The organism is Flavobacterium sp. SH_e, from assembly GCF_025717045.1.
GTDB lineage: Bacteria > Bacteroidota > Bacteroidia > Flavobacteriales > Flavobacteriaceae > Flavobacterium.
Window position 1 is genome coordinate 76,022 of sequence record NZ_JAOVZN010000011.1, and the last position, 23,712, is coordinate 99,733.

Sequence of the window (23,712 nt, forward strand, 5' to 3'; positions counted from 1 at the left end):
ATTGATTAGGAAGAAATAATTACATTTTAAATTTACATATTTCCCATGTTTAAGAGGAAAATAGAATGTTTTATCTATAAAAAAAGCCTGATTTTAAATATCAGGCTTTTTCTTCTTTTTAATTTTTATTAATTAAATTCTCAATATCAAATATTGAAATTTCAGGATTTCCTCCTGCCGATCCAGCAACCAAAGCTCCCGTTGCACATGCAAAATTTAAAGATGCTTGCGGTTCTTTTCCGCTTAAAAGAGAAGTAATTAAAGCACCTAAAAAGGAATCTCCAGCACCTACCGTATCTTCAACTTTTACCGTATAACCTTCATTTTCATAAAGATGCTTATCCCATAAAAGCAAAGCTCCATCTTTTCCTCTCGTAACACAAATTGCTGTGGCATTGGTTAAAGAACAGATAAAGTTCATATTTTCTTCTAAAGTATTGTAAGGAGAATCTAAAGCAGCACTGATTTCCATTAGTTCATCATCATTAAATTTGATAAAATTAGCCGATTGCATTAAGTGCTGTAAAAGTTCGTAATCATAATGTGGTTTTCGAAGATTAACATCAAAAACTTTATAAGTGTGTGTCTTGAGCAATTCGTCCAAAGCTTCTCTAGAAACATTATCTCTACAGACCAAGCTTCCATAAATTAAAACATCTGAGTGTACGACTAATTCTCTTGCTTCTTCGTTTAGAATAATTTTATCCCAAGCAGAAGGATAAAGAATTTCATAAGTTGCAGATTTACTTTCGTCTAATGTTACGTTTACTAAACCCGTTGGGAAATCATTAGATTTTAAAATGGTATTTGTTTCTAAACCCAGTTTATTGACTTCATTTATAATTGCTTCTCCATCTGCATCATTTCCTACACAGCTAATCATATTAGAATCAACGCCAAGGGCTTTCATACGAAGTGCTACATTTAAGGGCGCTCCGCCAATTTTTTTTTGATTATCAAAAATATCCCAAAGTACTTCTCCGAAAGCTACAGCTTTTAGTTTTTTGTCGTTACTCATTTTAATTTTCTCTTATTTTTAAAATATTAAATCGGATGATTAGAGTTTCATCAGATTCCATAAAAATAAAAAAGAATAACGGTTTTTGCAACCTGTTTTATTTTCTAAAAATGTTGATTTACTTATAAATAACTGAAAACTAGTAAGAAAAATGTTTGAAAAATATATTTTAGATTTCTTTAAAGTAGGTTTTTTTAATCAAACAGTAAATGCGTTTTTAGCTTTATTCTCTACTGATTTTTATAGAAATCGTTTTTCGGAATTTACTTTTAATTATTTTTTAAGAAAGTTTTAATCTTTTGCTAAGAAGTCAGATCTCGTTTATATATTTGTATCCAGTCTAAATAAAGATAAATCGCAAATTTTATATGAAAACAATTTTTAAAACACTTAAAGACAATATTTTATGTCAAGTGTTTACTGCCTTTTTGATTCTTTTCTTCTGTTCAGGAACGGCTTTTTCTCAGTCAACTTTAGGTTCAATTTCTGGTAAAGCTTTGGTTAAAGACGGAAATTATTTACAAGGCGCAACCGTTAAAATTTCAGAATTAAATAAAAATACTACTACGGATTCTGATGGTACTTATCAATTAAAAAATATCCCTTTCGGAACTTATTTGGTTGAAATAAAATTAAATGGTTACGAATCTTCTCCAGCTTCAGTTATCGTTGATCAGAACAATACAGAAGTTATTCTTGATTTTGAAATGACTTATACTTCACAAAAATTAGAAGAAGTAATTGTAAGTTCTGGAGGAAACCGATTTGCAAGAAAAGAAAGTGAAGAGGTTTCTAAAATGAAACTGAAAAACATGGAAAATCCACAGGTTTACACTATTGTAAGCAAGGAATTAATGAAAGAGCAAGTAATTACAGATTATAACAGCGCTTTTAAAAATGTTCCAGGAGCAGGTATTGCAGAAGTAAGAAATCAGGGAAGAACAACTAATATTTCTAGAGGATTTGCAACGCCACAGTTAGTAAGAAATGGAGTTGGAAGTTTTACGTATAACTCAATAGATCCGTCTAACTTAGAGCGTATTGAAGTCATAAAAGGACCATCGGCAACTTTGTTTGGAAGCACAATTTCTTCTTTTGGAGGATTGTTTAACCGAGTTACCAAAAAGCCTTTTAATTTTTTTAAAGGAGAAATATCTTATTCTGCAGGTGATTGGGATTTGAATCGTTTTACGGCTGATATTAACACGCCTCTTAACGAAGATAAAACGGCTCTTTTTAGAATTAACACAGCTTTACATAGCGAAAGAAGTTTTCAGGATGCAGGTTTCAACAAAAGCTTTTTCATCGCGCCAAGTTTTTCTTATGAAGTAAACGAAAGATTGACTTTGTTGATTGATGCAGAATTCAGCGCCTCAAAAGGAACATCTCCAACAAGATTAGCGCCTTATACAAAAGCAGATGCTACGGCTCATAGCATTGAAGAATTAGGAATTCCGTACAATCTTTCTTTTGCCAATAATACAGTAAATTACACAGGGCAACAGTACAATATTTTTGCACAGTTGAAATATAAAATTTCAGACGAATGGACTTCTCAGACAATCGTTTCGCGTACAAGATCATCATCTGAAGGATATGTTGTGGCTTTGACTATGTTGAGCAACGAAACTCTTAGACAGCAAGTTACGAATCAAGATTATCCTTATTATGGTACTGATATTCAGCAGAATTTCAACGGCGATTTTAAAATAGGAAAATTGCGTAATAGAGTAGTGGCAGGTTTAGATTTTTACAGCCTTCGCGCGACGCGTAATGATGCAACAGTAAATATGCCAGCGCTTAATTTTAAAAAACCTGGCGATGCTTATAACAATTTTACAATCAATAAAATAGAGCCTTTATTTGAAACAGCAACCTATACAAATATGGTATCAAATAACGAAAGAACTTATAGTGCTTATGTTTCAGATGTATTGAATGTTACCGACAAATTATTGGTAATGGCAGGTGTTAGAGCCGATCGCTACATTAATAAAGGAGTGTATTATCCAAGCCGTGATTCTATTGCTGGAAATTACAATCAGACTGCATTTTCTCCTAGATTTGGTGCTGTTTACCAAGTGATTAAAGACAAAGTTTCTGTCTTCGGAAATTACATGAACGGATTTAATAATGTTGGCGGATCTGATTTTAATGGAAATACTTTTAAGCCAAATCAAGCGAATCAATTAGAAGGTGGAGTTAAATTTGATTTTAATAAAATCAGTGCGACTTTTAGTTATTATGACATAAAAGTTACAAATGTGACGCGCGACGATCCAGATCACGCAAATTTCCAAATTCAAGATGGTACGCAATTGAGTAAAGGTTTTGAAGCAGAATTTATCGCCAATCCTATTAAAGGTTTGAATATTGTGGCTGGTTATACGTACAATGACAGTGAATATACAAAAGCAAATCCAAGTATTAACGGCTTAAGACCTACTACTGCGGGTTCGCCTACAACTGCCAATTTGTGGGCAAGTTATCGCTTGACAGAAGGAGCTGCATCTGGTCTTGGATTTGGTTTTGGTGGAATTTACGGAAGTGAATATTATCAAACCAATACAACTACTTTTAAATTTACTATTCCGTCTTATACCGTTTTGGATGCTTCGGTATTTTATGACAGACCTAAATTTAGATTAGGTTTAAAAGTAGATAATCTTACTAATGAAAAATATTGGTCATATCGTTTAGCAGCTCAAAACCCAACGAGAGTTACAGGAAATATTACCTTTAAATTCTAAGGATTTCAATTCGTCATTTCAAATGATATTATCTACATTTGGACTTTATTGCAAATTATGACCAAAGGTTTTAAAAATACCATTAGACAAATACATTTGTGGCTCGGTTTAGCATCGGGCCTCATTGTTTTTATAGTGAGCATCACTGGATTTCTTTATGTTTTTGAAGAAGAAATTCGTGATTTTTCACTGAAAGAATATCTTCATGTTCCCGTTCAAGAAAAACCATTTATAGGTTTAAAAACTATAATTGAAAATTATGAACATCTGGAACCTAAACAGAAAATTACAGCTTTAAAAATTGATAAAGCAGAACCTAATGCTGCTGTTCAAATTTCGACCAAAAAGAAAAAGACATATTATTTCAATCCGTACGATGGGACTTTAATAAATCAGCAAGGTTCAGACTGGCTAAATACTGTACTAGAAATACATCGTACTTTATTATTAGGGAAGTTTGGCGAATTCATTCAAGGCTGGTCGGTTGTGATTTTCATCATTATGCTGATTACGGGACTGATTTTATGGTTTCCAAGCCAAACGCGTTTAATCAAACAATCTCTAAAAATAAAATGGAGTGGTTCTTTTAAAAGAATCAATTTTGATTTGCATCAAGTCCTCGGATTTTACGCTTCTATTTTTTTGCTTTTAATTGCTTTTTCAGGAACTTATTTTAAATATGAAACGGTAAAAAAAGGAGTCAGTTTAGTTACAGGAGTTAAATTAAGAAAAGGAAATGAAATAATTTCTAACGAAAAAATAGATTCGACAACAATTCCTGTTCGTTATAATAATATTTACGAAAGTGCTAATGCAAAATATCCAGGAGCAACTTCAGTTTCATTTTCGATAAGAAAAACGGGAGAATTGCGATTAAGAATGACTTATCCAAATGATTGGGCAAGAAATCAAAATACTATTTTTTTTGATGGAAAAACAGGGCAGATGCTTCGAACAAAATTATACAAAGACAATAATGCTGCAGATGTTTACGAAGCTAGTAATCACGATTTGCATACGGGAGTTTTCTTTGGACTTACAGGAAAAATAATTTGGAGTTTGGTTAGTTTGACCGGAGCTTCTTTGCCAATAACTGGATTTATTATTTGGTGGAAGAAAGGGAAGAAGTCTAAGAAGAAAAAGATTAAGGCATAGATTATTTCTATTCAAATAAAAAAGCGCAAAATCAGATACATTTTGCGCTTTTTTTATTTGAAATAATTTGTTTCCTTTTTTACGAAAAACCTAAATTATTTAACCATGTGCTTCAACTGAAACATCGTTCCATTTTTCCCAGCTTTCCAATCTCTGATCGTAGCTTTGTTTAACGAATGGAAATGCCACTTTTCCAAGCAATAATCGCAAAGGTGGATTTTCGTTTTCTACTAATTTTACCACTATTGGAGCAGTCGCCTCAACTTTTCCAAAAATGTTTTCTCTTTCAGCAAGAGCTTTTTTGATTTCGTCATAATAAGGTAAACTTTCGCTTGTGATTCCTGTATGCCAAATATTAGAGGCGTATCCGTTTGGTTCTAATAAAGTAACGTTGATCCCGAATTGTTTTACTTCAGAAGCTAAAGTTTCGCTTAAACCTTCAATAGCAAATTTAGAAGCGCTGTAAAGCCCCATTGCTGTTGGTAAAGTAGCCAATCCTAATATAGAAGAGACCTGAATAATATGACCGCTTTTTTGTTCTCTCATAATTGGAAGAACGGCTTGCGTTAGCCACAATGTTCCAAAGAAATTAGTCTCAAATTGTTCTCTCGCTTCTTGTTCGCTGGCTTCTTCAACTGCACCTGTAAGCGCATAACCCGCATTGTTGATCAAAACATCGATTGTTCCAAAATGTTTTTTTACTTTCTGAATCACTTCAAGAGATTCTTCACGATTATTAACATCCAATTTTAAAGGTAAAATTGCGCTTCCGTACTTTTCTTTTAAATCGTTTAATGTTTCTAGATTTCTAGCTGTTGCGGCTACATTATATCCTTTTGCTAAAAATGCTTCTGTCCAAGCTCTTCCAAAACCTTTTGAAGCTCCTGTAATTAAAATTGTTTTTGACATGGTATTTGTTTTTTAGAATTAATATTTAAATATGACTGATCGGTCATTTTTATAGTAAAAAAAATTATATCTTTTTTTCGGATATATTTTTTTTAAGTGTTTCTACTATTGTTTTCATGTTATTATTGTTTCCAGACATTCTTGACATTAAATGTCCTCCTTCTAACATAGCAAAAAGTACAGTTGAGAATTCTGCTGCATTCCAGTTTGGATCAAATTCATTATCAGCTATTCCTTTTTCTATAATAGAAGTTAAAAGCATTTGTCCGCGTTTGATAGCGACGTTTACTTTTTCTTTTACAATCGGATTGGTGTCATCTGCTTCCGTTCCGAAATTCAATAAAGGACAGCCACCAATAAGTGGCGGATTTATCGGATTACTGAAAAAGTCGATGTACGCAAAAAGTTGTTCTGTAGCACTTTTTCCTTGAGAAAGTTCTGCTTGAAGTTTACTGCTTAATATTTTCATATTGTGATCTACAGCGGCACAAGCCAAAACATCTTTATTTTCAAAATGAACGTACATGCTTCCTTTAGACAATTTGGTTGCTTCCATAATATCGCTCATAGAAGTAGCTGCAATTCCTTTTGTATTAAAAATAGGAGCGGCTTTTTCTATAATAAATTGTCTGGTTTCTTCGCCTTTTGTCATGATGTATTGTATTATAACGATACAAATATATGACCGATTGGTCATATATGCAAATTTTCTTTGACTTTTTTATTTTAGAATAGAGAAGCGTTTCAAAATATGTAATAGAAATATGTAATAAATAAGTTGATTCAAATACCACCATAACGAAGCGTTGATCCCAAAATCAGCATCGTAACTCCTGTTAAAGTAACAGTTAAAATAATTATAGCTATTTTTTTGATATTATTTTCATTGAGATTTGGAATAATATAAAATTGAGCACAAACCGCACAGATAAAAGTACAAAAAAGCAAAATCAATTTTAATGACACAACTTTTTCAAATCCACTCTTAAAATGAAACCAGGTTTCTATGGTTACACCAAAATCATACGCCATCCAGATTCCCGTTACAATTAGTAAAACAAGAGAAGACATTCCGAGCGTTTCGAATTTCTTTTCAAAGTTAAGAATAATCTTAGGGTCTTTTTTCTTTAATGCTGTCGGCAAATAACAAATAGCTAAAAGTAAATGACCTCCAACCCAAATTGTTGCCGCTAAAAGATGAATTATTAGTATAAAATGATGCAAGGTCATGATGTATTTATTTTCAAGTTTTTTACTCTCTAAAAACAACTTTTATTTTTGAAGTTGATAAGTTTTTCAGTCTTATTTCTTTGTTAGAATTGTTTAGTTTTGAAAGTGTTGGAACATTATTCATAAAATGCTGTATATAATAATTTCCTTCAAAATTCTTACTTTCCAAATATTCAATCATCTTTACAAAATCATCTTCTGAAATTAATGAAGAATGAAATGTCGTGCGAACTTCAAACGGAATATTCGACCTAATTAAAAGCAAAAGACTTTCTTCAAATTCAGAAAATAAGCCTGATTGCGTTAGTTTTTTAAAGGTATGAGGAAGACTTTTATAATCTAACGCAACATAATCAATCAATTGATTATGAATCAGGCTATTCAATATTTTTGGATTGGAACCGTTGGTGTCAATTTTTACCGCAAATCCCATTGTTTTGATTTCTTTTATAAAATCAATGATATTTTTGTGTAAAGTGCATTCGCCACCGCTTAATACTACACCGTCTAATAATCCTTTTCGGGTTTTAAGAAAAGAAAGAACTTCATTAAAATCTATTTTTCCTTTTCCTAAAACAATATCTGGATTATAGCAGTATGAACACCGCATGTTACAGCCCGCAAACCACACTATGCAGGCCGTTTTATGCGGATAATCTAATAAAGTAAAAGGCGTGAGGCTAAATATTCCTTTAGTAGATAATGGTTTCTTCGAAATGTGTACGCTGTTGGTGTTCACCTTTTTTTCCAATATTAAAACTTTCTACAGGTCTGTGATAACCCATTACACGTGTGTAAACCAGGCATTTACTTCTTTCTTTTTTATTCTCTGCTAGAATTTTATGCGTTTTTGTTTTCATAAGCCAAGTGTTTTTGATTGTTTTTATTGAGTAAAATTTCGTCGCATTTTGGACAGTATTCATGTTCTCCGTTAAGATAACCATGAATAGGACAGATGCTAAAAATTGGTGTTACGGTTATGTAAGGCAGTTTGAAATTGGTTAAAACTTTCTTTACGAAATTTTTACAAGCTTCTGGACTGCTAATTTTTTCTCTCATATAAAGATGTAAAACTGTACCGCCAGTATATTTGCATTGCAGTTCGTCCTGAAGCAATAAGGCTTCAAAAGGATCGTCGGTATGATCGACTGGAATTTGTGAACTATTTGTATAATAAATATTCTCATTTTGTCCCGCTTGCAAAATCTCTGGAAAACGCTTTTTGTCTTCTTTAGCAAAACGATAAGTTGTTCCTTCGGCTGGCGTTGCTTCTAGATTGTAAAGATTTCCAGTTTCTTCCTGAAATTCCTTCATTCGCAATCGAATATAATCTAGAATTTCTGTTGCAAAATGAATTCCAGAACTGCAGGTTATATTTTGCTTTCCTTCAGAGAAATTGATCACCATTTCGTTCATTCCATTCACGCCAATTGTTGAAAAGTGATTTCTGAAATGCTTCAAATAACGTTGCGTGTACGGGTAAAGTCCGCGGTCGTACATGGTTTGGATAAAGGTTCTTTTTTTCTCTAAAGTGGATTTTGCAATTTTCAGTAATTCATCTAAATGAGCAAACAAATTAATGATATTTCCTCTGTGCAAATAACCCAAGCGCGCCATATTGATCGTAACAACGCCAATACTTCCCGTCATTTCGGCACTTCCAAAAAGACCATTTCCTCGTTTTAATAATTCTCTTAAATCGAGTTGTAAACGACAACACATACTTCGAACGGCATTTGGCTTGTAAGCTTCAGGGTTTTCGATGCGATTTCCTTTTTCATCCAAAATATATTGGCTTCCAATAAAATTCTGAAAATAAGAAGAACCAATTTTAGCGGTGTTTTCAAATAACAAATCGACATTTTCTCCATTCCAGTCAAAATCTTCCGTAATATTCACAGTCGGAATTGGGAATGTAAAAGGCTGTCCGTTGGCATCGCCTTCGGTCATAATGGTGTAATATGCTTTATTAATGAGATTCATTTCTTTTTGAAAATCAGCATATTTTAAATCTATTAGTTTGGATGCGCCTCTTTTTTTAGCTTCCAAAATCAGATCTTCATTATCGACATTCAAAAACAAATGAAGATTATTTCGAGTAGGAATCTGTTCTTTTAAATCTTCTGGTACATTCCAATCAAGAGTAATATTCGTAAAAGGCGATTGTCCCCAGCGTGCGGGTACGTTTAGATTGTAAACAAAACTTCTAATTCCTTTTAAAACTTCTTCATAAGAAAGCTGATCTTTAAAAACATAAGGAGCCAAATAAGTATCAAAAGAACTGAAAGCTTGAGCGCCTGCCCATTCGCTTTGCAGAATTCCTAAGAAATTAGCCATTTGCCCTAATGCTTCTCTAAAATGAGAAGGAGGTCTGCTCTCGACACGGCCGCGCACGCCGTTAAAACCTTCATTTAACAGTACACGCAAGCTCCAACCAGCGCAGTATCCAGTAAGACAATCCAAATCATGGATGTGTATGTCGCCATTCCTATGAGCAGAACCTTCTTCTTTATTATATATTTTATCGAGCCAATAATTGGCAATTACTTTTCCTGCGGTATTGCTAACCAATCCGGCGTTTGAATACGAAATATTTGCATTAGCATTAATTCGCCAATCTGATTGGTTAATGTATTCTTCAATAGTTTGTGTACTATCTATATAAGTGGTGTCATCGTTTAAACCATTAATATGTTCTCGCTGTAATTTTCTCGTATGGCGATAAATTATAAACGAACGCATGGTCTGGAAATATCCGTTTTCAAAAAGCACTCTTTCAATCATGTCCTGAATTTCTTCTACAGGCCAAGAATATTTTACCTCCAAACCAGAAAGAACAATTTTAAAAATCTTTTTATCTAAAGGTTTATTGACGCTCTGAAAAGCTTTTTGAATGGCATCCTGAATTTTATAAGCCTCAAAAGGCTTATAATCTCCGTTGCGTTTGATCACATATTTCTCCATGGTTTTGTTTTTAATTAAGACACTTTTTCAAATGTTTTTTCGAGCTCAATAGCTTTTGGAAATAAAATGTTGTTTTCCAAATGAATATGCTTTTTTAAATCTTTATCAAATTCTTCAAGCATAAGAAAAGCTACTTTATAAGTGTTGCATGAATCAATAGGGGGCGTATAATTATTTGTTAAAGCAGCAATTCTTTTAAAGCGCTGTCCTTCTGTAATATGGTCATCTTTTAAAGTTAGAATTGGAGCTTCAATAGATAAAAAAGGCGGTGTTTCCAGTTCTGTACCTTTACTGTGTGCGACTTTCATTTTTTTGATAAAAGGAAAAACAACCAACTCTTCTCTTTTCATATGAGCCGTGAGATCCAAATACGTTTTTGAAAAAATAGTATGAATTTCATGAAGCTCAGGATGAATCGCACCGTGAACACCGCATATTTTATTTAAGTACTCCAAAATAACAGGAGATCTTTCTTCTACATATCTATGATGGGTTTTGGTTATATAATCTGCAATCATGTCTGGAGGCCAGCTTTTATAATCAAAAGACTGATTGACAGAACTGCCTCTTGCTTTTTCAATATGTTCAATAAGAACACTTTCTTCGATATCTCTTTTTTTGCAGACTTCTTCAATAGTTCGATGTCCTTTGCAGCAAAAGTCGATATGGAATTTTGTAAAAATGGCTGCTGTTTTGAAATCATCTGCTACGATTTCACCAATGGTTGTTTTACTTGTCAGTTTCATAATGCTTAGGGGTATAGATTAATTTTGGTTTCAGCATATTTTTTGGTCCGCCGCAGCTTTGCATTGTTTTACAATCAATAAAGAAGCAGCAATCATGTTTGAAAATTCGATAAAAGGAATCTTGATTTCGTGAGTCTCTGTAAGTGAAACACCATAATTATAAAGCTCTTTTATTTTTTCAAAAGCCAATTCGGTATTGCGTTCTTCGCTTGTGTAAAATGTGGTAACCAGTTTTTGTAATTCTTTTTTAAGTATTTCGAAAGCAAGGTAATCATCGACTTGATGTGCCTTTGGAAACTTTGGAATCAATATTTTGGATGAAAAAATAAATTCGGCAATTGTTCTGTCTACATTTTCTGAAGCTTGATGAGCAAAGACTAGCGCTTCTAGAAGCGAGTTCGAAGCCAAACGATTTTTTCCATGAAGTCCTGTTCTTGCGCATTCGCCAATGGCGTAAAGATTTTTAATTGAAGTAACACCATTTTGATCCACTTTAATTCCTCCACATTGATAATGAGCCGCAGGAACAACAGGTATTAAATCTTTTTCAGGGTAAATTCCTAATTCATTGCAATGCGTTGTGATGACTGGAAATTGATTTGCAAAAGCTTTTGGATCTAAATGTCTGCAGTCTAAATAAACATGATTTTTTCCGCTCAATTGAAGTTCTTTACTGATAGCACTTGAAACCATATCTCGTGTTGCCAATTCGCCTCTGATGTCATATTTAAACAGAAATCTTTTTCCTTCTTCGTTTATAATATGAGCGCCAAAACCTCTTACAGCTTCAGAAATCAAGAACAACGGATTTTCTTTTCCTGAATATAAGGCAGTTGGGTGAAATTGAATATATTGCATATCAACAATTTCAGCCCCAGCTCGTGCCGCCATTGAAAGTCCGTCGCCTGTTGCGATTTTCGGATTTGTGGTATTTTCAAAAAGTTGACCACATCCGCCTGTGCTTAAAACTATGGTTCGCGTTCTAAGATATTTTATTCGGTTATGTTTTTTTTCATAATAGAAAACTCCGGTACAAATAGTTTTTGCTTTTTTTGTTTCGGTATTTATATCAATGACCATATGATTTTCCAAAAGTTCAACGTTGGGCATTTTTTTGATCATTTTGAGCAGTTTGTGCTCTATTTCCTGTCCGGAGCTATCTTTATGATGTAATATTCTATGTTGTGAATGTCCGCCTTCTAGACCTAAGTTCCATTGTCCTTTTTCATTTTTATCAAAAGAAGTTCCAATTTCGATTAATTCTTGAAGCCTTTCAGGAGCTTGTTTAATAACCATATTAACGACGTCTTTATCGCACAACCCCCCTCCAGAACGAAGCGTATCATGTATGTGTTTATTAAAGCTGTCTTTTATAAGGTCTGTAACCACAGCAATACCACCTTGAGCGAGCTGTGTATTGGTATTTTTGGCTGTTTCTTTCGTCATTATAACAATAGATAAGTCGGGGCGTTTTTTTGCCGTTTTCATGGCAAATGATAATCCCGAAATACCCGAACCAATGATTAATATATCTGTAGTATCCATGTTATTTTGATTTAAGCGTTATTATGTTTTTATGATAATTCAAGCATTCTTTCAATAGGTTTCAGTGCTTTTATTCTAAGCTCTTCTGAAATTTTCATTTCGGGGCTTTCATTTTTAAGACACGAGTACAATTTTTCCAAAGTATTCATTTTCATGAAAGCACATTCACTGCAGGCACATGTATTGTCTTCTGTGGAAGGAGCCGGAATCAGCGCTTTATCGGGTACTGCTTTTGCAAGCTCATGCAGGATACCGGCTTCTGTAGCCACAATGAAAACGGCAGCAGGATCCGTTTTAATGAAATTAATAATTCCCGAAGTTGAGCCAATGTAATGTGCTGCTTTTAAAATATGGTCTTCAGATTCGGGGTGTGCTGCAATTTTTGCAGTCGGATTTTTGTTATATATTTCAATTAGTTTGTCTAATGAAAAGGCTTCATGCACTACACAAGAGCCTTTCCATAAGACGAGTTCACGTTTGGTTTCCTTTTGAATATAACTACCTAAATTTTCATCTGGAGCAAATATGATTTTTTGTTCTTTTGGTATTGAACCGATTATTTTTTTGGCATTCGCCGAAGTGCAAACCAAATCGCTCATGGCTTTTATTTCAGCAGAACAATTAATGTATGTTACTACAACATGATCGGGATATTGTTCTTTAAACAATTTAAAATCCTTCGGATTGCAACCGTCTGCTAGTGAACAGCCAGCTTCCCAATCGGGCAATAAAACTTTTTTATTTGGGTTTAAAATTTTTGCAGTTTCGGCCATAAAGTGAACTCCAGCAAAAACAATAATATCGGCAATTGTGTTTTGAGCTTTTTTAGATAATTCAAGACTGTCTCCAATAAAATCTGCTATGTTCTGAATGTCTTCATCTTGATAATAATGAGCCAAAATCACGGCATTTTTTTCTTCTTTTAATCGGATGATTTCCTGTATTAAAAAGTTCTTATCCATTTTACAGTTCTTAATTTTTCGACTTAACTATAAAGAAAAAGCCGTTTGGTATTAGTTAAAAGCTTGTTTTTAAAATGCATTTAAGCATATAATTTTAATAGGGTAAATGTATTATCAACATTTCTTTCAAAGTATGATTCTAATCATACTGTTTTATTTTTATTTGTGTATGTTAAGCGATACAAATTGATTTTTGATGAAAAAGAAATGAATACAGATAGAAAATTCTAAAAAAACATATTTTAGAAATATGATCGTAATCATATTTTATATGTAGTAAGTTTCGGAAATTTGATATTAGTTTTAAAGATAAAAGCGCTACCAAAAAGTGCGCTAAAATAAAACGTATGAAAACAGATATTAGAAATAGAGATGATATTGTCATCTTGGTAAATGCTTTTTATCAGAAAGTAAAAAATGATTCTACTATAGGATATTTATTTACAGAGGTGGCGTTGGTTAATTGGGAAAAGCATCTTCCTATTATGTATGATTTCTGGGATAATATTCTTTTTCATACTGGAAATTTTGAAGGTAATCCGATGGTAAAACATCGAATGTTAGACCAAAAAAGCACTTTGAATGAAATTCATTTTAGACATTGGACCAAACTTTGGAAAAAAACAGTAGACGATTTGTTTGAAGGAGAAAAAGCAAATGAAGTAAAGGTGAGAGCCGAAAATATTTCAAAATTAATGATGAATAAAGTAGTTGTCTAATACAAAACGGGAACCTAAAAAGTTCTCGTTTTTATTTCTAAAAAACATTAAAATCTTAATTAATAATTTTCTTTTAACCAAAACAAAGAAATAGAAATCTTGTTTAAGGAAATATGATTTCGATTATAATTTGGCAAATTAGTAAAACAGTTTATGATTTATAATTTCAATTTTTTTATTCTTATTCATCATTGATATGGTCCGAATAACCGTTTCAACTCGTAAACCTGTAAAGTCTGCAATTTCTCTTCTTGTATATGGAATTTTCATTTTTTTTGAAGCTTCAATATTATGCTGTTTTTTTAAATTATCTAAAAAATATTGAATTCTATACTCAGGTTTATGATTGATTATATTTTTTGAAAAAACAATTTTATTGTAAATTTTCCAAGCAAATAATTTTAATACTTTGGCTTGTATTTCTGGATTTTCTTCAAGAAAAGAAAAGAAATTATTTTTTGATAATTTTAGGATGATACAATCGGTTTGTGCAATGGCTGAGGCAGGGTAGGGCTGATTTATAAAAAGTGGTGGCTCGCCAAAACTATTTCCTTCATTAAAAATACCAATTGTCAAATCTTTACCATCTTCGTTGGTGTAACTCATTTTTACAGTTCCTTCTAAAATTTGGTAATACGAAACTGGCGAATCATTTTCATAAAAAATGATCGAGTTTTTAGGAACTTTTCTTGCTACAGCTCCCCAGGTATAAAGCAAATCAGTATCAATATGCATTCTTATTCTAATAATACATTATTAAAGGTTTGATTTTTAGTAAGTGGTATTAATTATTTGAACAAAGAAAAGTATTATACGAGAAAGAAAATATGATAATTGTTAGCTTTTGAAATTGTGTTTAAAAAGAAAAGCATGAAAAAAAACTTCTTTTCATGCTTTTAAAATTATAGAATTTAAGATTTATTTTGCGTCAATTAGTGTAAGTGAAACTCTTCTGTTAAGTGGTCTGTTTTCAACTGGAGTATTTGGAACTAAAGGTTCTTTTTCTCCTTTTGAGAACAAGTGCATACGGTTAGACTCTATTCCTTTATTTTGTAAATAATCAGAAACAGCCTGTGCTCTCTGCATTCCAATTTTAAGATTAAGTGCTTCTGTTCCAAGATCACATGTATATCCTGTAATATTAAGATCTGTATCTTTATTCGACTTTAGGATTTCAGCAATCTTATCCAGTCTTTGCGCCAGTTCAGGAGTTACTTTTGTATTTCCAATTTCTTGAAAGGCAAGTGGCTGTTTTTCTATATAACTTCTTTCCTCGATAGTTAGCTCTTTTTTAGCTGGTGCGGCCTCAACAGATTTTTGCTCTACGGGAGCTGTCTGCTCAACTGGAGCTGTCTGTGTCTGAGCTGGCGGTTCTGCTTTTGCCTGTACAGGTTCTAGTTTGTCTTTATTGAATGAGAAACCTAATTTTAGCTGAATTCCCGCAGAAAAGTAACGGCTTTCCTGAACTATTTTTTTATTTCCAGCTGTACCGTTTGCCTGAATATTATCAATTCCGTTTGGACTGTATGCCACGATATTTGTATTAGGAGTTTCTTTTGCCAGATCAGTCAGTCCATAATCGAGATATATGCCCGTGTAAAGCTGTGTTTTTTCTTTTAATTTGAAAGTAAGACCCGTTTCAGCACTTAATAGAAAAGCAGGATCTAGGCTTACGGTTGTTTTATCTTGCCAATTGGTGACTTTGCCAAACCCGTGAGAAGGCAGATCGTCAACTAGAAGGTTTACATCAGGATAATAGCCGCTTAATTGCAGTTCAGATGCTGAAGCTTTTACAGTCTGTTTTCCTGGGAACATAATTTTTCCTCCAAATCCAAAATACAGCTGTGTCTCAGCGGCAATTGATGTTCTGTACTGCATCATAAGCGGAATTGCAGCAGAAATAAAATGCTGGTCTTCCTTATAATTAGTAGGAGTCACCTGATACTCAAATGCAGATGTTTGATCATCAACTTCGTAAGATGAGAATGTAGTTCCATTATTCAATTCAAAGCTATTTTGATTGTACATTACATCAACCCCTGTAGAAATTCCCCAGTGATTGCTGAAGAAATAGGTGTACCCAACAGCTATTCCTCCGCCAAATTTCAGTTTTCCGTCTCCTATGTTGCTGTCATAAAGGATTCCAGACGGACCGCCGTTAATCTTAAAATTAATTTCCTGCGCTTTTATCGTGACGCTAAACAGCAGCAGTATCGTTATAGTGATTTTAATTTTCATTGCTTGTAAATTTAAATTGAACCCCATTTTTTATTTAACCAATAAGTTGATTGTTTTTATCTGACCATTAGCCAGTTTAAGAACAACAATATAAAGGGCTGCCTGTGTTGGAGCGGTAATCTGATTTGTGGCTGTTACATTTGAAACAGTCTGCACTAATTTTCCTGTAATGTCAAAAATAGTTACCTCAGCTCCATTTAGCTGGGATTCGCTGAAATCACACTCTAAAGTAAATGTAGCTCCAGGTTTAACTGGGTTTGGATAGATTTTGATTTTCTTGGTGAAAACTGTTCCCGTTGTCTCAATTGGACACGATTTGATTGAATTTCCATTTTTGTCTTTTGCAATTACGTGGTAAGTTCCATTTAATGGCTGAAGTTCGCTATAGTATTGGCGGGTTGCACCAGAAATGGTAACTCCGTTTTTGTACCATTGCCAAGCTACATAGCTGTTTGATCTATTATCAAAGAATAAAACATTAGCCCATTGCTGCACTACAAGTCCAGACTGGCTTATTTCTATCGTTTTAATAACTGATTCAGCAGCATTATGATTTTGGTCACCATTCTGTACAGCAGTAATGGTTGTGCTTCCAGATCCAGTTACATTTAAGGTTGTTCCTGAAATTGTTGCTATTGCTGGATTTGCAACAGTATAAGAAACTGGCAATCCGCTGTCTGTAGTTGCGTTTAAGGTTAAAGAATTAGAATCTGAACAGCCAAATTCTAAGGTTTGATTCCAAGTAATCGTTTGGTCGGCCTTAGTAATTTCAAATTCAGCACCTGAAAAAACAATGATATAATCTGTACCAGCGTTAATTGTTCCCAGTTTAATATTGTATGTTCCAACATTTTCGCCAGCATCTCTAGAAAGCAGTCCCGTAATTATTGATGGAGCGTCCCCGTTTGCAAGGCCTAAATATTTATAGTCAAAGACAGGGTCAGTAGTTCCATATACTTTAGTTTGTCCTGCGTCTGCAGTTATAGTAAGAGTGTATTTTTGTGTAGTGAAACTAACTTCGTTTCCGTAATTAATAAAACCATTACTATTTACAGCATAAGTTCTAACATAATATGTTCTGTTTCCTCTAAGCCCAGTTAGAGAACTTGTAAATGTTTCTAACGCACTCGTAACATTTATTTTAGTATCGGCTGTAGTAGGATTTTCATGCAAAGCATATACAAAACCAGCTTCTGTTAAACACTCTCCTGTATCTGTATTTATTCCGTCTGAAGATACAGAACCGGATAAAGATGCGCCAGTTGCTGTTATTCCAGATACTGCTGAAGTATTCAAATTAACAGGATTAGCAGGTTCAGTTATTACAACATCTATAGTAGCTGCACAAGAGTTGGCATCTGTAACGATTACGCTATAAGTTCCAGGAGAAAGACCCGTTGCAATGGCAGATGTTCCTCCAGATGGAGACCATAAGAATGTGTAAGAGTCAGAACCACCGCTAGGATATACTATAGCTGATCCGTTATTTCCTCCATGACATGAAACTTGTGTAACGGCCGTAACAAGAGTTAATGCATCAGGTTCTGTAATTGTAATGGTATTAACAGTAGAACATAAGTTTGAATCTGTTACGGTTACTGTGTAAGTTCCAGCAGAAAGATTAGTTGCTGTTGCAGCAGTTCCTCCAGAAGGAGACCATAGATAAGTATAAGTTCCAGTTCCTCCAGTAGCAGTTACTGAAGCTGCAGCGTCACTACCGCCATGACAAGATACATTTGTCTGTGTATATGTTGCTGAAAGAACATCAGGTTCTGTAATTTGTACAGTTTCTGTTGTGAAACATCCATTTGCATCGGTAACTGTAACAGTATAATTTCCAGGAACAAGACCAGATGCGGTTGCATCAGTTCCTCCAGAAGGCGCCCATAAGTAAGTATAAGCTCCAGTTCCTCCTGTTGTAGTTACGGTTGCAGATCCGTTAGAGCCTCCATTGCATGAAACATCTGTAACAGTTGTAGTTAATGTTAAAGAATCAGGTTCTGTAATTGTGATAGTTTTATCAATAGAACATGAGTTTGAATCTGTAATACTAACTGTATATGTTCCAGCAGAAAGACCAGTTGCTGCTGCAGCAGTTCCTCCAGATGGAGCCCAAGAGTATGTATAAGTGCCAGTTCCTCCAGTAGCAGTTACTAAAGCTGTACCGTCATTGCCGCCATGACAAGATACATTTGTTTGCGAATCTGCAACTGAAAGAGGAGCAGGTTCTGTTATTTGAATAGTTTCTGTTATAAAACATCCATTAGCATCGGTAACTGTAACAGTATAAGTATCTGGACTTAATCCAGTAGCAGTAGCAGCAGTTCCTCCAGAAGGTGCCCATAAGTAAGTATAAGTACCAGTTCCTCCAGAAGCAGTTACTGTAGCTGTACCATTATTTGCCTGATCGCATAAAACATCTGTTTTTGTTGTTGAAGCAGTAAGTGCAGTCGGTTCGTCTATAGTAACTGTTTCAGTTATCAGACATGAGTTAGCATCTGTTACAGTAACAGTATATGTCCCAGCAATAAGACCGGATGCAGTAGCATCAGTTCCTCCAGAAGGAGCCCATAAATATGTATATACTCCAGTTCCTCCTGTTGTAGTTACCGTTGCAGAACCGTTAGAACCTCCGTTACATGAAACATCCGTTTTAGATATTGAAGTAGTAAGCGCAGTAGGTTCATTTATTATAACATTTGCATTAGCTGAACAAGAATTAGTATCTGTAACTGTTACAGTGTAATTTCCAGCAGAAAGACCTGTTGCAGTTGCAGCAGTTCCTCCATATGGAGCCCAAGAATATGTATAAGCTCCAGTTCCGCCAGTTGCATTTACAGTTGCAGATCCGTTAGCGCCTGTGTTGCATGAAACATCTGTTGAAGTTGTAGTTAATGCTAAAGCATCAGGTTCAGTAATTGTAATTGTATTAACAACAGAGCAAGAGTTAGCATCTGTAATGGTTACTGTGTAAGTTCCAGCTGTAAGGCCAGTTGCTGTAGCTGCAGTACCTCCAAAAGGCGCCCATAAATAAGTATAAGTTCCAGTTCCTCCAGAAACAGCTACTGAAGCTGTACCGTCATTACCGCCATTACAAGACACATTAATTTGTGAATCTACCGCTGAAAGAACAGTTGGTTCAGTAATTTGAACCGTTTCTGTAATGAAACATCCATTAGAATCGGTAACTGTAACAGTATAAGTATTTGGACTTAATCCGGTTGCAATTGCCGCTGTTCCGCCAGATGGGGCCCAAGAATAAGTATAAGCTCCTGTTCCTCCATTTGCAGTTACTGTAGCTGTACCATTATTTGCTTGATTACATAAAACATCTGTTTTTGCAATTGAAGCGGTAAGTATAGCTGGTTCATCTATGGTTACCGATTCTGTTGTCTGACATAAATTAGCATCTGTTATAGTGACAATATAAGTTCCAGCCAAAAGACCAGATGCTGTTGCACCAGTTCCTCCAGAAGGCGCCCATGAATAGGTATATGCACCAGTTCCTCCTGTAACGCTTACTGTTGCAGATCCGTTTGAACCTCCATTACAAGAAACATCAGTTTTAGTTATTGATGGTGTAATTGTAGCAGGCTCTGTAATTGTATAATTTTCTGTTTTTACACATCCGTTAGCATCAGATACCGTTACAACATAATTTCCAGCAGAAAGGCCAGATGCTGTTGCAGCAGTTCCTCCAGAAGGTGCCCATGAATAAGTGTAAGCACCTGTTCCTCCAGTTACATTGACAGACAATGATCCATTAGAACCACTAAAGCAGCTAACATCTGTTTGTCCAGTTTTTGTAATTACAATTGCTGGTGGCTGATTGATTGTAAAGTTTTTTACAATAGAACATCCATTACTAGCTGTAATAGTTACTGAGTAGTTTCCTGCCGCAAGATTAGTAGCAGTATCAGCGCTTCCTCCAGAAGGTGACCAAATATAAGTGAATGGCCCAGCTGCTCCAGATGGAATTACAGAGGCAGATCCTGTATTTTCACCATTGCATAGTAAATCTGTTTGTGCAGTAGCCGCTACTAAAGTATTGGTTGTACCTATGGTAAAAACTTTAGAAATAGAACATCCATTAGCATCTGTAATAACACAGGTATAATTTCCTGCAGCTATATTGTTAATAGATGATGTTGTTTCATTTCCTGGAGTCCATAGGTAGCTATAGCCTCCAGCACCTCCAATAGGAAAAACAGTAGCATTTCCACCAGTTGAACAGGTTGCATTTGTATAAGCAGTACTAGCAGCTAATGCCGAAGGTTGATCTATGAAAAAAGTTTCAGTAACGCTGCATCCGTTATTATCTGTAATTAAACAGCTATAGTTTCCAGAAGCTAATCCAGTAGCAGTTGCTGCAGTTCCTCCAGAAGGAGACCATAAATAAGTGTAACCAGGAGTTCCTCCACTAACAGTAACAGTAGCACTTCCTGTAGCGCTGCCATTACAAAGAGCATCCATTTTTGATTTTGTTGCGCTTAAAATTGTTGGCTCTCCAATGGTAAAAGTTCTAGTTGTTTGACATGCATTTGCATCTGTTACCGTTACGGTATAAGTTCCTGCTGCAAGACCTGATGCTGTTGCACCAGTACCTCCAGAAGGTGCCCAAGAATATGTATAACCAGGAGTTCCTCCCGTTGGAGCAACTGTTGCAGTTCCATTACTGCCTCCATTGCAGGAAACATCTGTTTGGCTTCCTCCAGTTAATGCGCTTAAAGGTCCTGTCGGTTGTCCGATAATATAGTTTCTAGTTGTTTGGCATCCATTGGCATCGGTTACGGTTACAGTATAATTGCCCGCTGCAAGACCTGATGCGGTAGCAGTTGTTTGTACAGGATTTGTATTCCAAGAATACGTATAACCAGGAGTTCCTCCCGTTGGCGCAACTGTTGCAGTTCCATTAGCGCCTCCATAGCAGGACACATCGGTCTGACCTCCACCGGCTACCACACTTAATACTGATGCAGGCTGTGCAATAACAAAGGTTCTAAATGCTTGGCATCCATTAGCATCGGTTACGGTTACAGTGTAAGTACCTGCTGCAAGACCTGTTGCTATTGCTGCAGTTCCTCCAGAAGGTGCCCATGAATAGGTATATGCTCCAGTTCCTCCAGTTGGGGTAACCATTGCAGTACCGTTGTTGCCTCCTCTGCAAGCTACGTCTGTTTTGCTTGCTCCAGTTAATAGGCTTATAGCTGAGGCTGGCTGTCCAATAGTATAGCTTCTTGTTGCTTGGCATCCATTAGCATCGGTTACTGTTACAGTATAAGTGCCGGCTATAAGGCCTGTTGCTGTTGCTGCAGTTCCTCCAGTAGGTGCCCAAGAATAGGTATAACCTGGGGTTCCTCCTGTTGGGGCAACCGTTGCAGTACCGTTAGCGCCACCATTACATGACACGTCTGTTTGACCTCCTCCAGTTAATGCGCTTAAAGCTGTGGCTGGCTGACCAACAATGATATTGCTTATAGTAAAACTGCAATTGTTGGCATCTCTTATTGTAACAGAGTATGTTCCTGCGATAAGTCCTGTTCTATCTTGAGTTGTTGGTCCGTCACTCCAGCTGTAAGTATAGCCTGGAGTACCTCCAGATGGTGTAAGATCAAGAGAACCATTAGATCCGCCATTGCAGGAAGCGTTGCTGACGTTTACATTTCCTCCAAGGGCAGTATTAGGCTGATTAAGAGTATAGCTAAAAGGTCTTGAACAGTTATTAGAATCCGTAATTGTTACGTTGTATGTTCCTGCAGCAAGTCCTGTTCTGTTTTGTGTAGTTATTCCGTCATTCCATAAATAACTGTAACCTCCAACGCCGCCACTTGGAGCAAGAACAATACTTCCTGTATTTCCTCCAAAACAAGCAATATGAGTTAAAGTTGCTACTGTAGAAATCAAAGGAGGTTGAGTAACTAAGATACCATTAATAGTTTTAGTACAACTATTAGCATCTGTAATTGTAACAGAGTATGAGCCAACTGGAATTCCTGTTCTATCTTCAGTTGTAATACCGTCATTCCATAAGAAAGTATATGGTCCAGTTCCTCCTGAAGGTGTAAGATCTATAGCTCCAGTGCTTCCGCCGTTACAGGCTACAGTGGTTACATTTGTTGTTCCGTTAAGTACTGCGGCAGGCTGACCTACGACAATATTACTTATTGTTGTACTACAATTATTAGAATCTGTAATAGTAACAGAATAAGTACCAGCCGCAAGTGTTACTCTATCTTGAGTTGTTACTCCGCCACCCCAATTATACGTGTAAGTTCCGCTGCCTCCCGTAGGGGTAAGATCTATATAACCATTATTTCCTCCATTGCAGGATACATTTGAAATGGTAGTTGATCCAGATATAGCGGAGTTCTGAGCTATTGTAAAGTTTTTAGATATCGAAGTTCCTTCACTATCAGTTATTAAAACAGAATAATTAGTTGGAGCTAAATTTATTGCTGTTGCTGCTGAAGTCCCATTAGACCATAAAAAAGTATATGGAGCTTTTCCTCCTGAGGGAATTACTGTTGCCGTTCCGTTATTAGTGCCGTTACAAGCAACTGTTTGCGATTGTGTAGCTGATAGGGCAGCATTGGTTACAAACGAGACAGTATTTCCGTATCCAGTTCCTGCTGAATTTGTTGCGTACGCTCTATAATATATTGTTGTTCCTGATGGAAGCGAATTTACAGGAATGGTAAAAGCACCAGGTCCCGCAGTTCCAGCTACTTGTGTTACACCTGCGCCATTGATTACTGGATTTGTTGTTAATGACCAGACAATTCCTCTATTGAGTACTGTATCACCACCATCAGTGTTTGAACCACCTAATGTAGCTGTAACTGCACCAAAATTTGTTACAGGAGTATTTGTTGTTACTGTTGGAGTAGTAACTGCATTTGCAAATGTAAAATTATCAATAGCAAAATAGTCGTAATTACTGCTTAATTGAATTTCTAATTGATCAATAATTTGGTTAGTATTATTCGAACCGCCTTCAGTGGCAAAATTAACTAATGTAAAACCGTTTCCAGGTAAACCAAATCCTGTATCTGCACCAGTGGTGTTTCTAACTACAGTAAACACAGTGCTTCCTGCCAGTTTTCCTCTAAAGGTTATACTGCCGGGACCTCCGCCATTAGTTACACCAGGATCGACTTCAGCATTTCCTGATACATAAAACCAAAAACTACTCACTTTAAAGGAACCAGATGCTGCAGTAATAACACCAGTTTGCCCCATTGCGCCAGGAAGTAATGGATCGGAGACCTGAATAAAACTTGAACTAGCATTATAACCAAGGCCAGGAAATGAAAACACTTTAAAATCAAAAGGAGAAGTTAGATTAAAAGTTTTACCATTAGATGTAAAATTTGCAACATCGGCAGTGGCGCTTTCAAAAGTTTCGGTAAAAGTTTGCGCGTTTATATGCTGTATAGCAAAAAAAAGCAGCGTTATTAGTAGGTAGAGTTTTTTCAT

The 23,712-nt window shown here is 35.3% G+C and carries 16 protein-coding genes; 3 read left to right on the forward strand and 13 right to left on the reverse strand.

Annotated features, from left to right (window positions below; all coding sequences use genetic code 11):
* Positions 1–118: 118 nt before the first annotated feature.
* Entirely contained in the window at positions 119–1,018 is a 900-nt protein-coding gene (locus OD917_RS21680; RefSeq protein WP_263525469.1) for a carbohydrate kinase family protein, read from the reverse strand.
* 368 nt (positions 1,019–1,386) lie between these two features.
* Between OD917_RS21680 and OD917_RS21685 the strand changes: the two genes are divergently transcribed.
* Both OD917_RS21685 and OD917_RS21690 read left to right on the forward strand, forming a co-directional pair.
* Entirely contained in the window at positions 1,387–3,768 is a 2,382-nt protein-coding gene (locus tag OD917_RS21685; protein ID WP_263525470.1) for a TonB-dependent receptor, read from the forward strand.
* A 57-nt stretch (positions 3,769–3,825) separates the two neighbouring features.
* Positions 3,826–4,923, forward strand: a complete 1,098-nt coding sequence (locus OD917_RS21690) for a PepSY-associated TM helix domain-containing protein (RefSeq protein WP_263525471.1) — start codon at positions 3,826–3,828, stop codon at positions 4,921–4,923.
* Between the two features lie 99 nt (positions 4,924–5,022).
* Here the strand turns inward: OD917_RS21690 and OD917_RS21695 are convergent, their stop codons facing one another.
* The 9 genes from OD917_RS21695 to nadA form a co-directional block, all read right to left on the reverse strand.
* The gene (locus tag OD917_RS21695) at positions 5,023–5,832 is read right to left on the reverse strand and encodes an SDR family NAD(P)-dependent oxidoreductase (RefSeq protein WP_263525472.1); all 810 of its coding nucleotides are present in this window, start codon (positions 5,830–5,832) and stop codon (positions 5,023–5,025) included.
* A 64-nt stretch (positions 5,833–5,896) separates the two neighbouring features.
* Complete coding sequence (locus tag OD917_RS21700; protein ID WP_263525473.1) at positions 5,897–6,484, reverse strand: TetR/AcrR family transcriptional regulator; 588 nt, start codon at positions 6,482–6,484, stop codon at positions 5,897–5,899.
* A 131-nt stretch (positions 6,485–6,615) separates the two neighbouring features.
* On the reverse strand, positions 6,616–7,062 hold the full coding sequence (locus OD917_RS21705) for a copper resistance protein CopD (RefSeq protein ID WP_263525474.1): 447 nt from the start codon (positions 7,060–7,062) through the stop codon (positions 6,616–6,618).
* Positions 7,063–7,084: 22 nt separating this feature from the next.
* A complete protein-coding gene (locus tag OD917_RS21710; protein ID WP_263525475.1) occupies positions 7,085–7,801 on the reverse strand; it encodes an anaerobic ribonucleoside-triphosphate reductase activating protein in 717 nt (238 codons plus the stop codon).
* Entirely contained in the window at positions 7,755–7,922 is a 168-nt protein-coding gene (gene nrdD / locus OD917_RS21715) for an anaerobic ribonucleoside-triphosphate reductase (protein ID WP_263525476.1), read from the reverse strand. The genes OD917_RS21710 and nrdD overlap by 47 nt, the downstream gene beginning before the upstream one ends.
* Positions 7,903–10,026 carry a ribonucleoside triphosphate reductase gene (locus OD917_RS21720; protein ID WP_263525477.1) on the reverse strand — a complete coding sequence of 708 codons (2,124 nt, stop codon included), beginning with the start codon at positions 10,024–10,026 and terminating at the stop codon, positions 7,903–7,905. Before OD917_RS21720 ends, nrdD begins: the two co-directional genes overlap by 20 nt.
* Positions 10,027–10,040: 14 nt before the next feature.
* On the reverse strand, positions 10,041–10,772 hold the full coding sequence (ric, locus tag OD917_RS21725) for an iron-sulfur cluster repair di-iron protein (RefSeq protein WP_263525478.1): 732 nt from the start codon (positions 10,770–10,772) through the stop codon (positions 10,041–10,043).
* A gap of 30 nt (positions 10,773–10,802) precedes the next feature.
* Complete coding sequence (gene nadB, locus OD917_RS21730; RefSeq protein ID WP_263525479.1) at positions 10,803–12,317, reverse strand: L-aspartate oxidase; 1,515 nt, start codon at positions 12,315–12,317, stop codon at positions 10,803–10,805.
* Between the two features lie 29 nt (positions 12,318–12,346).
* The gene (gene nadA / locus OD917_RS21735) at positions 12,347–13,279 is read right to left on the reverse strand and encodes a quinolinate synthase NadA (protein WP_263525480.1); all 933 of its coding nucleotides are present in this window, start codon (positions 13,277–13,279) and stop codon (positions 12,347–12,349) included.
* A gap of 347 nt (positions 13,280–13,626) precedes the next feature.
* Here nadA and OD917_RS21740 point away from each other — a divergent pair, with 347 nt between their 5' ends.
* Positions 13,627–13,998, forward strand: a complete 372-nt coding sequence (locus OD917_RS21740; protein ID WP_263525481.1) for a group III truncated hemoglobin — start codon at positions 13,627–13,629, stop codon at positions 13,996–13,998.
* A 138-nt stretch (positions 13,999–14,136) separates the two neighbouring features.
* On the opposite strand, the gene OD917_RS21745 is transcribed toward OD917_RS21740, so the two are convergent.
* From OD917_RS21745 to OD917_RS21755, 3 genes are all read right to left on the reverse strand, one after another.
* Positions 14,137–14,733, reverse strand: a complete 597-nt coding sequence (locus OD917_RS21745; protein WP_263525482.1) for a Crp/Fnr family transcriptional regulator — start codon at positions 14,731–14,733, stop codon at positions 14,137–14,139.
* Between the two features lie 183 nt (positions 14,734–14,916).
* Positions 14,917–16,236, reverse strand: coding sequence for an OmpA family protein (locus OD917_RS21750; RefSeq protein ID WP_263525483.1), 1,320 nt, complete (start codon positions 16,234–16,236; stop codon positions 14,917–14,919).
* A gap of 30 nt (positions 16,237–16,266) precedes the next feature.
* Positions 16,267–23,712, reverse strand: a complete 7,446-nt coding sequence (locus OD917_RS21755) for an MBG domain-containing protein (protein ID WP_263525484.1) — start codon at positions 23,710–23,712, stop codon at positions 16,267–16,269.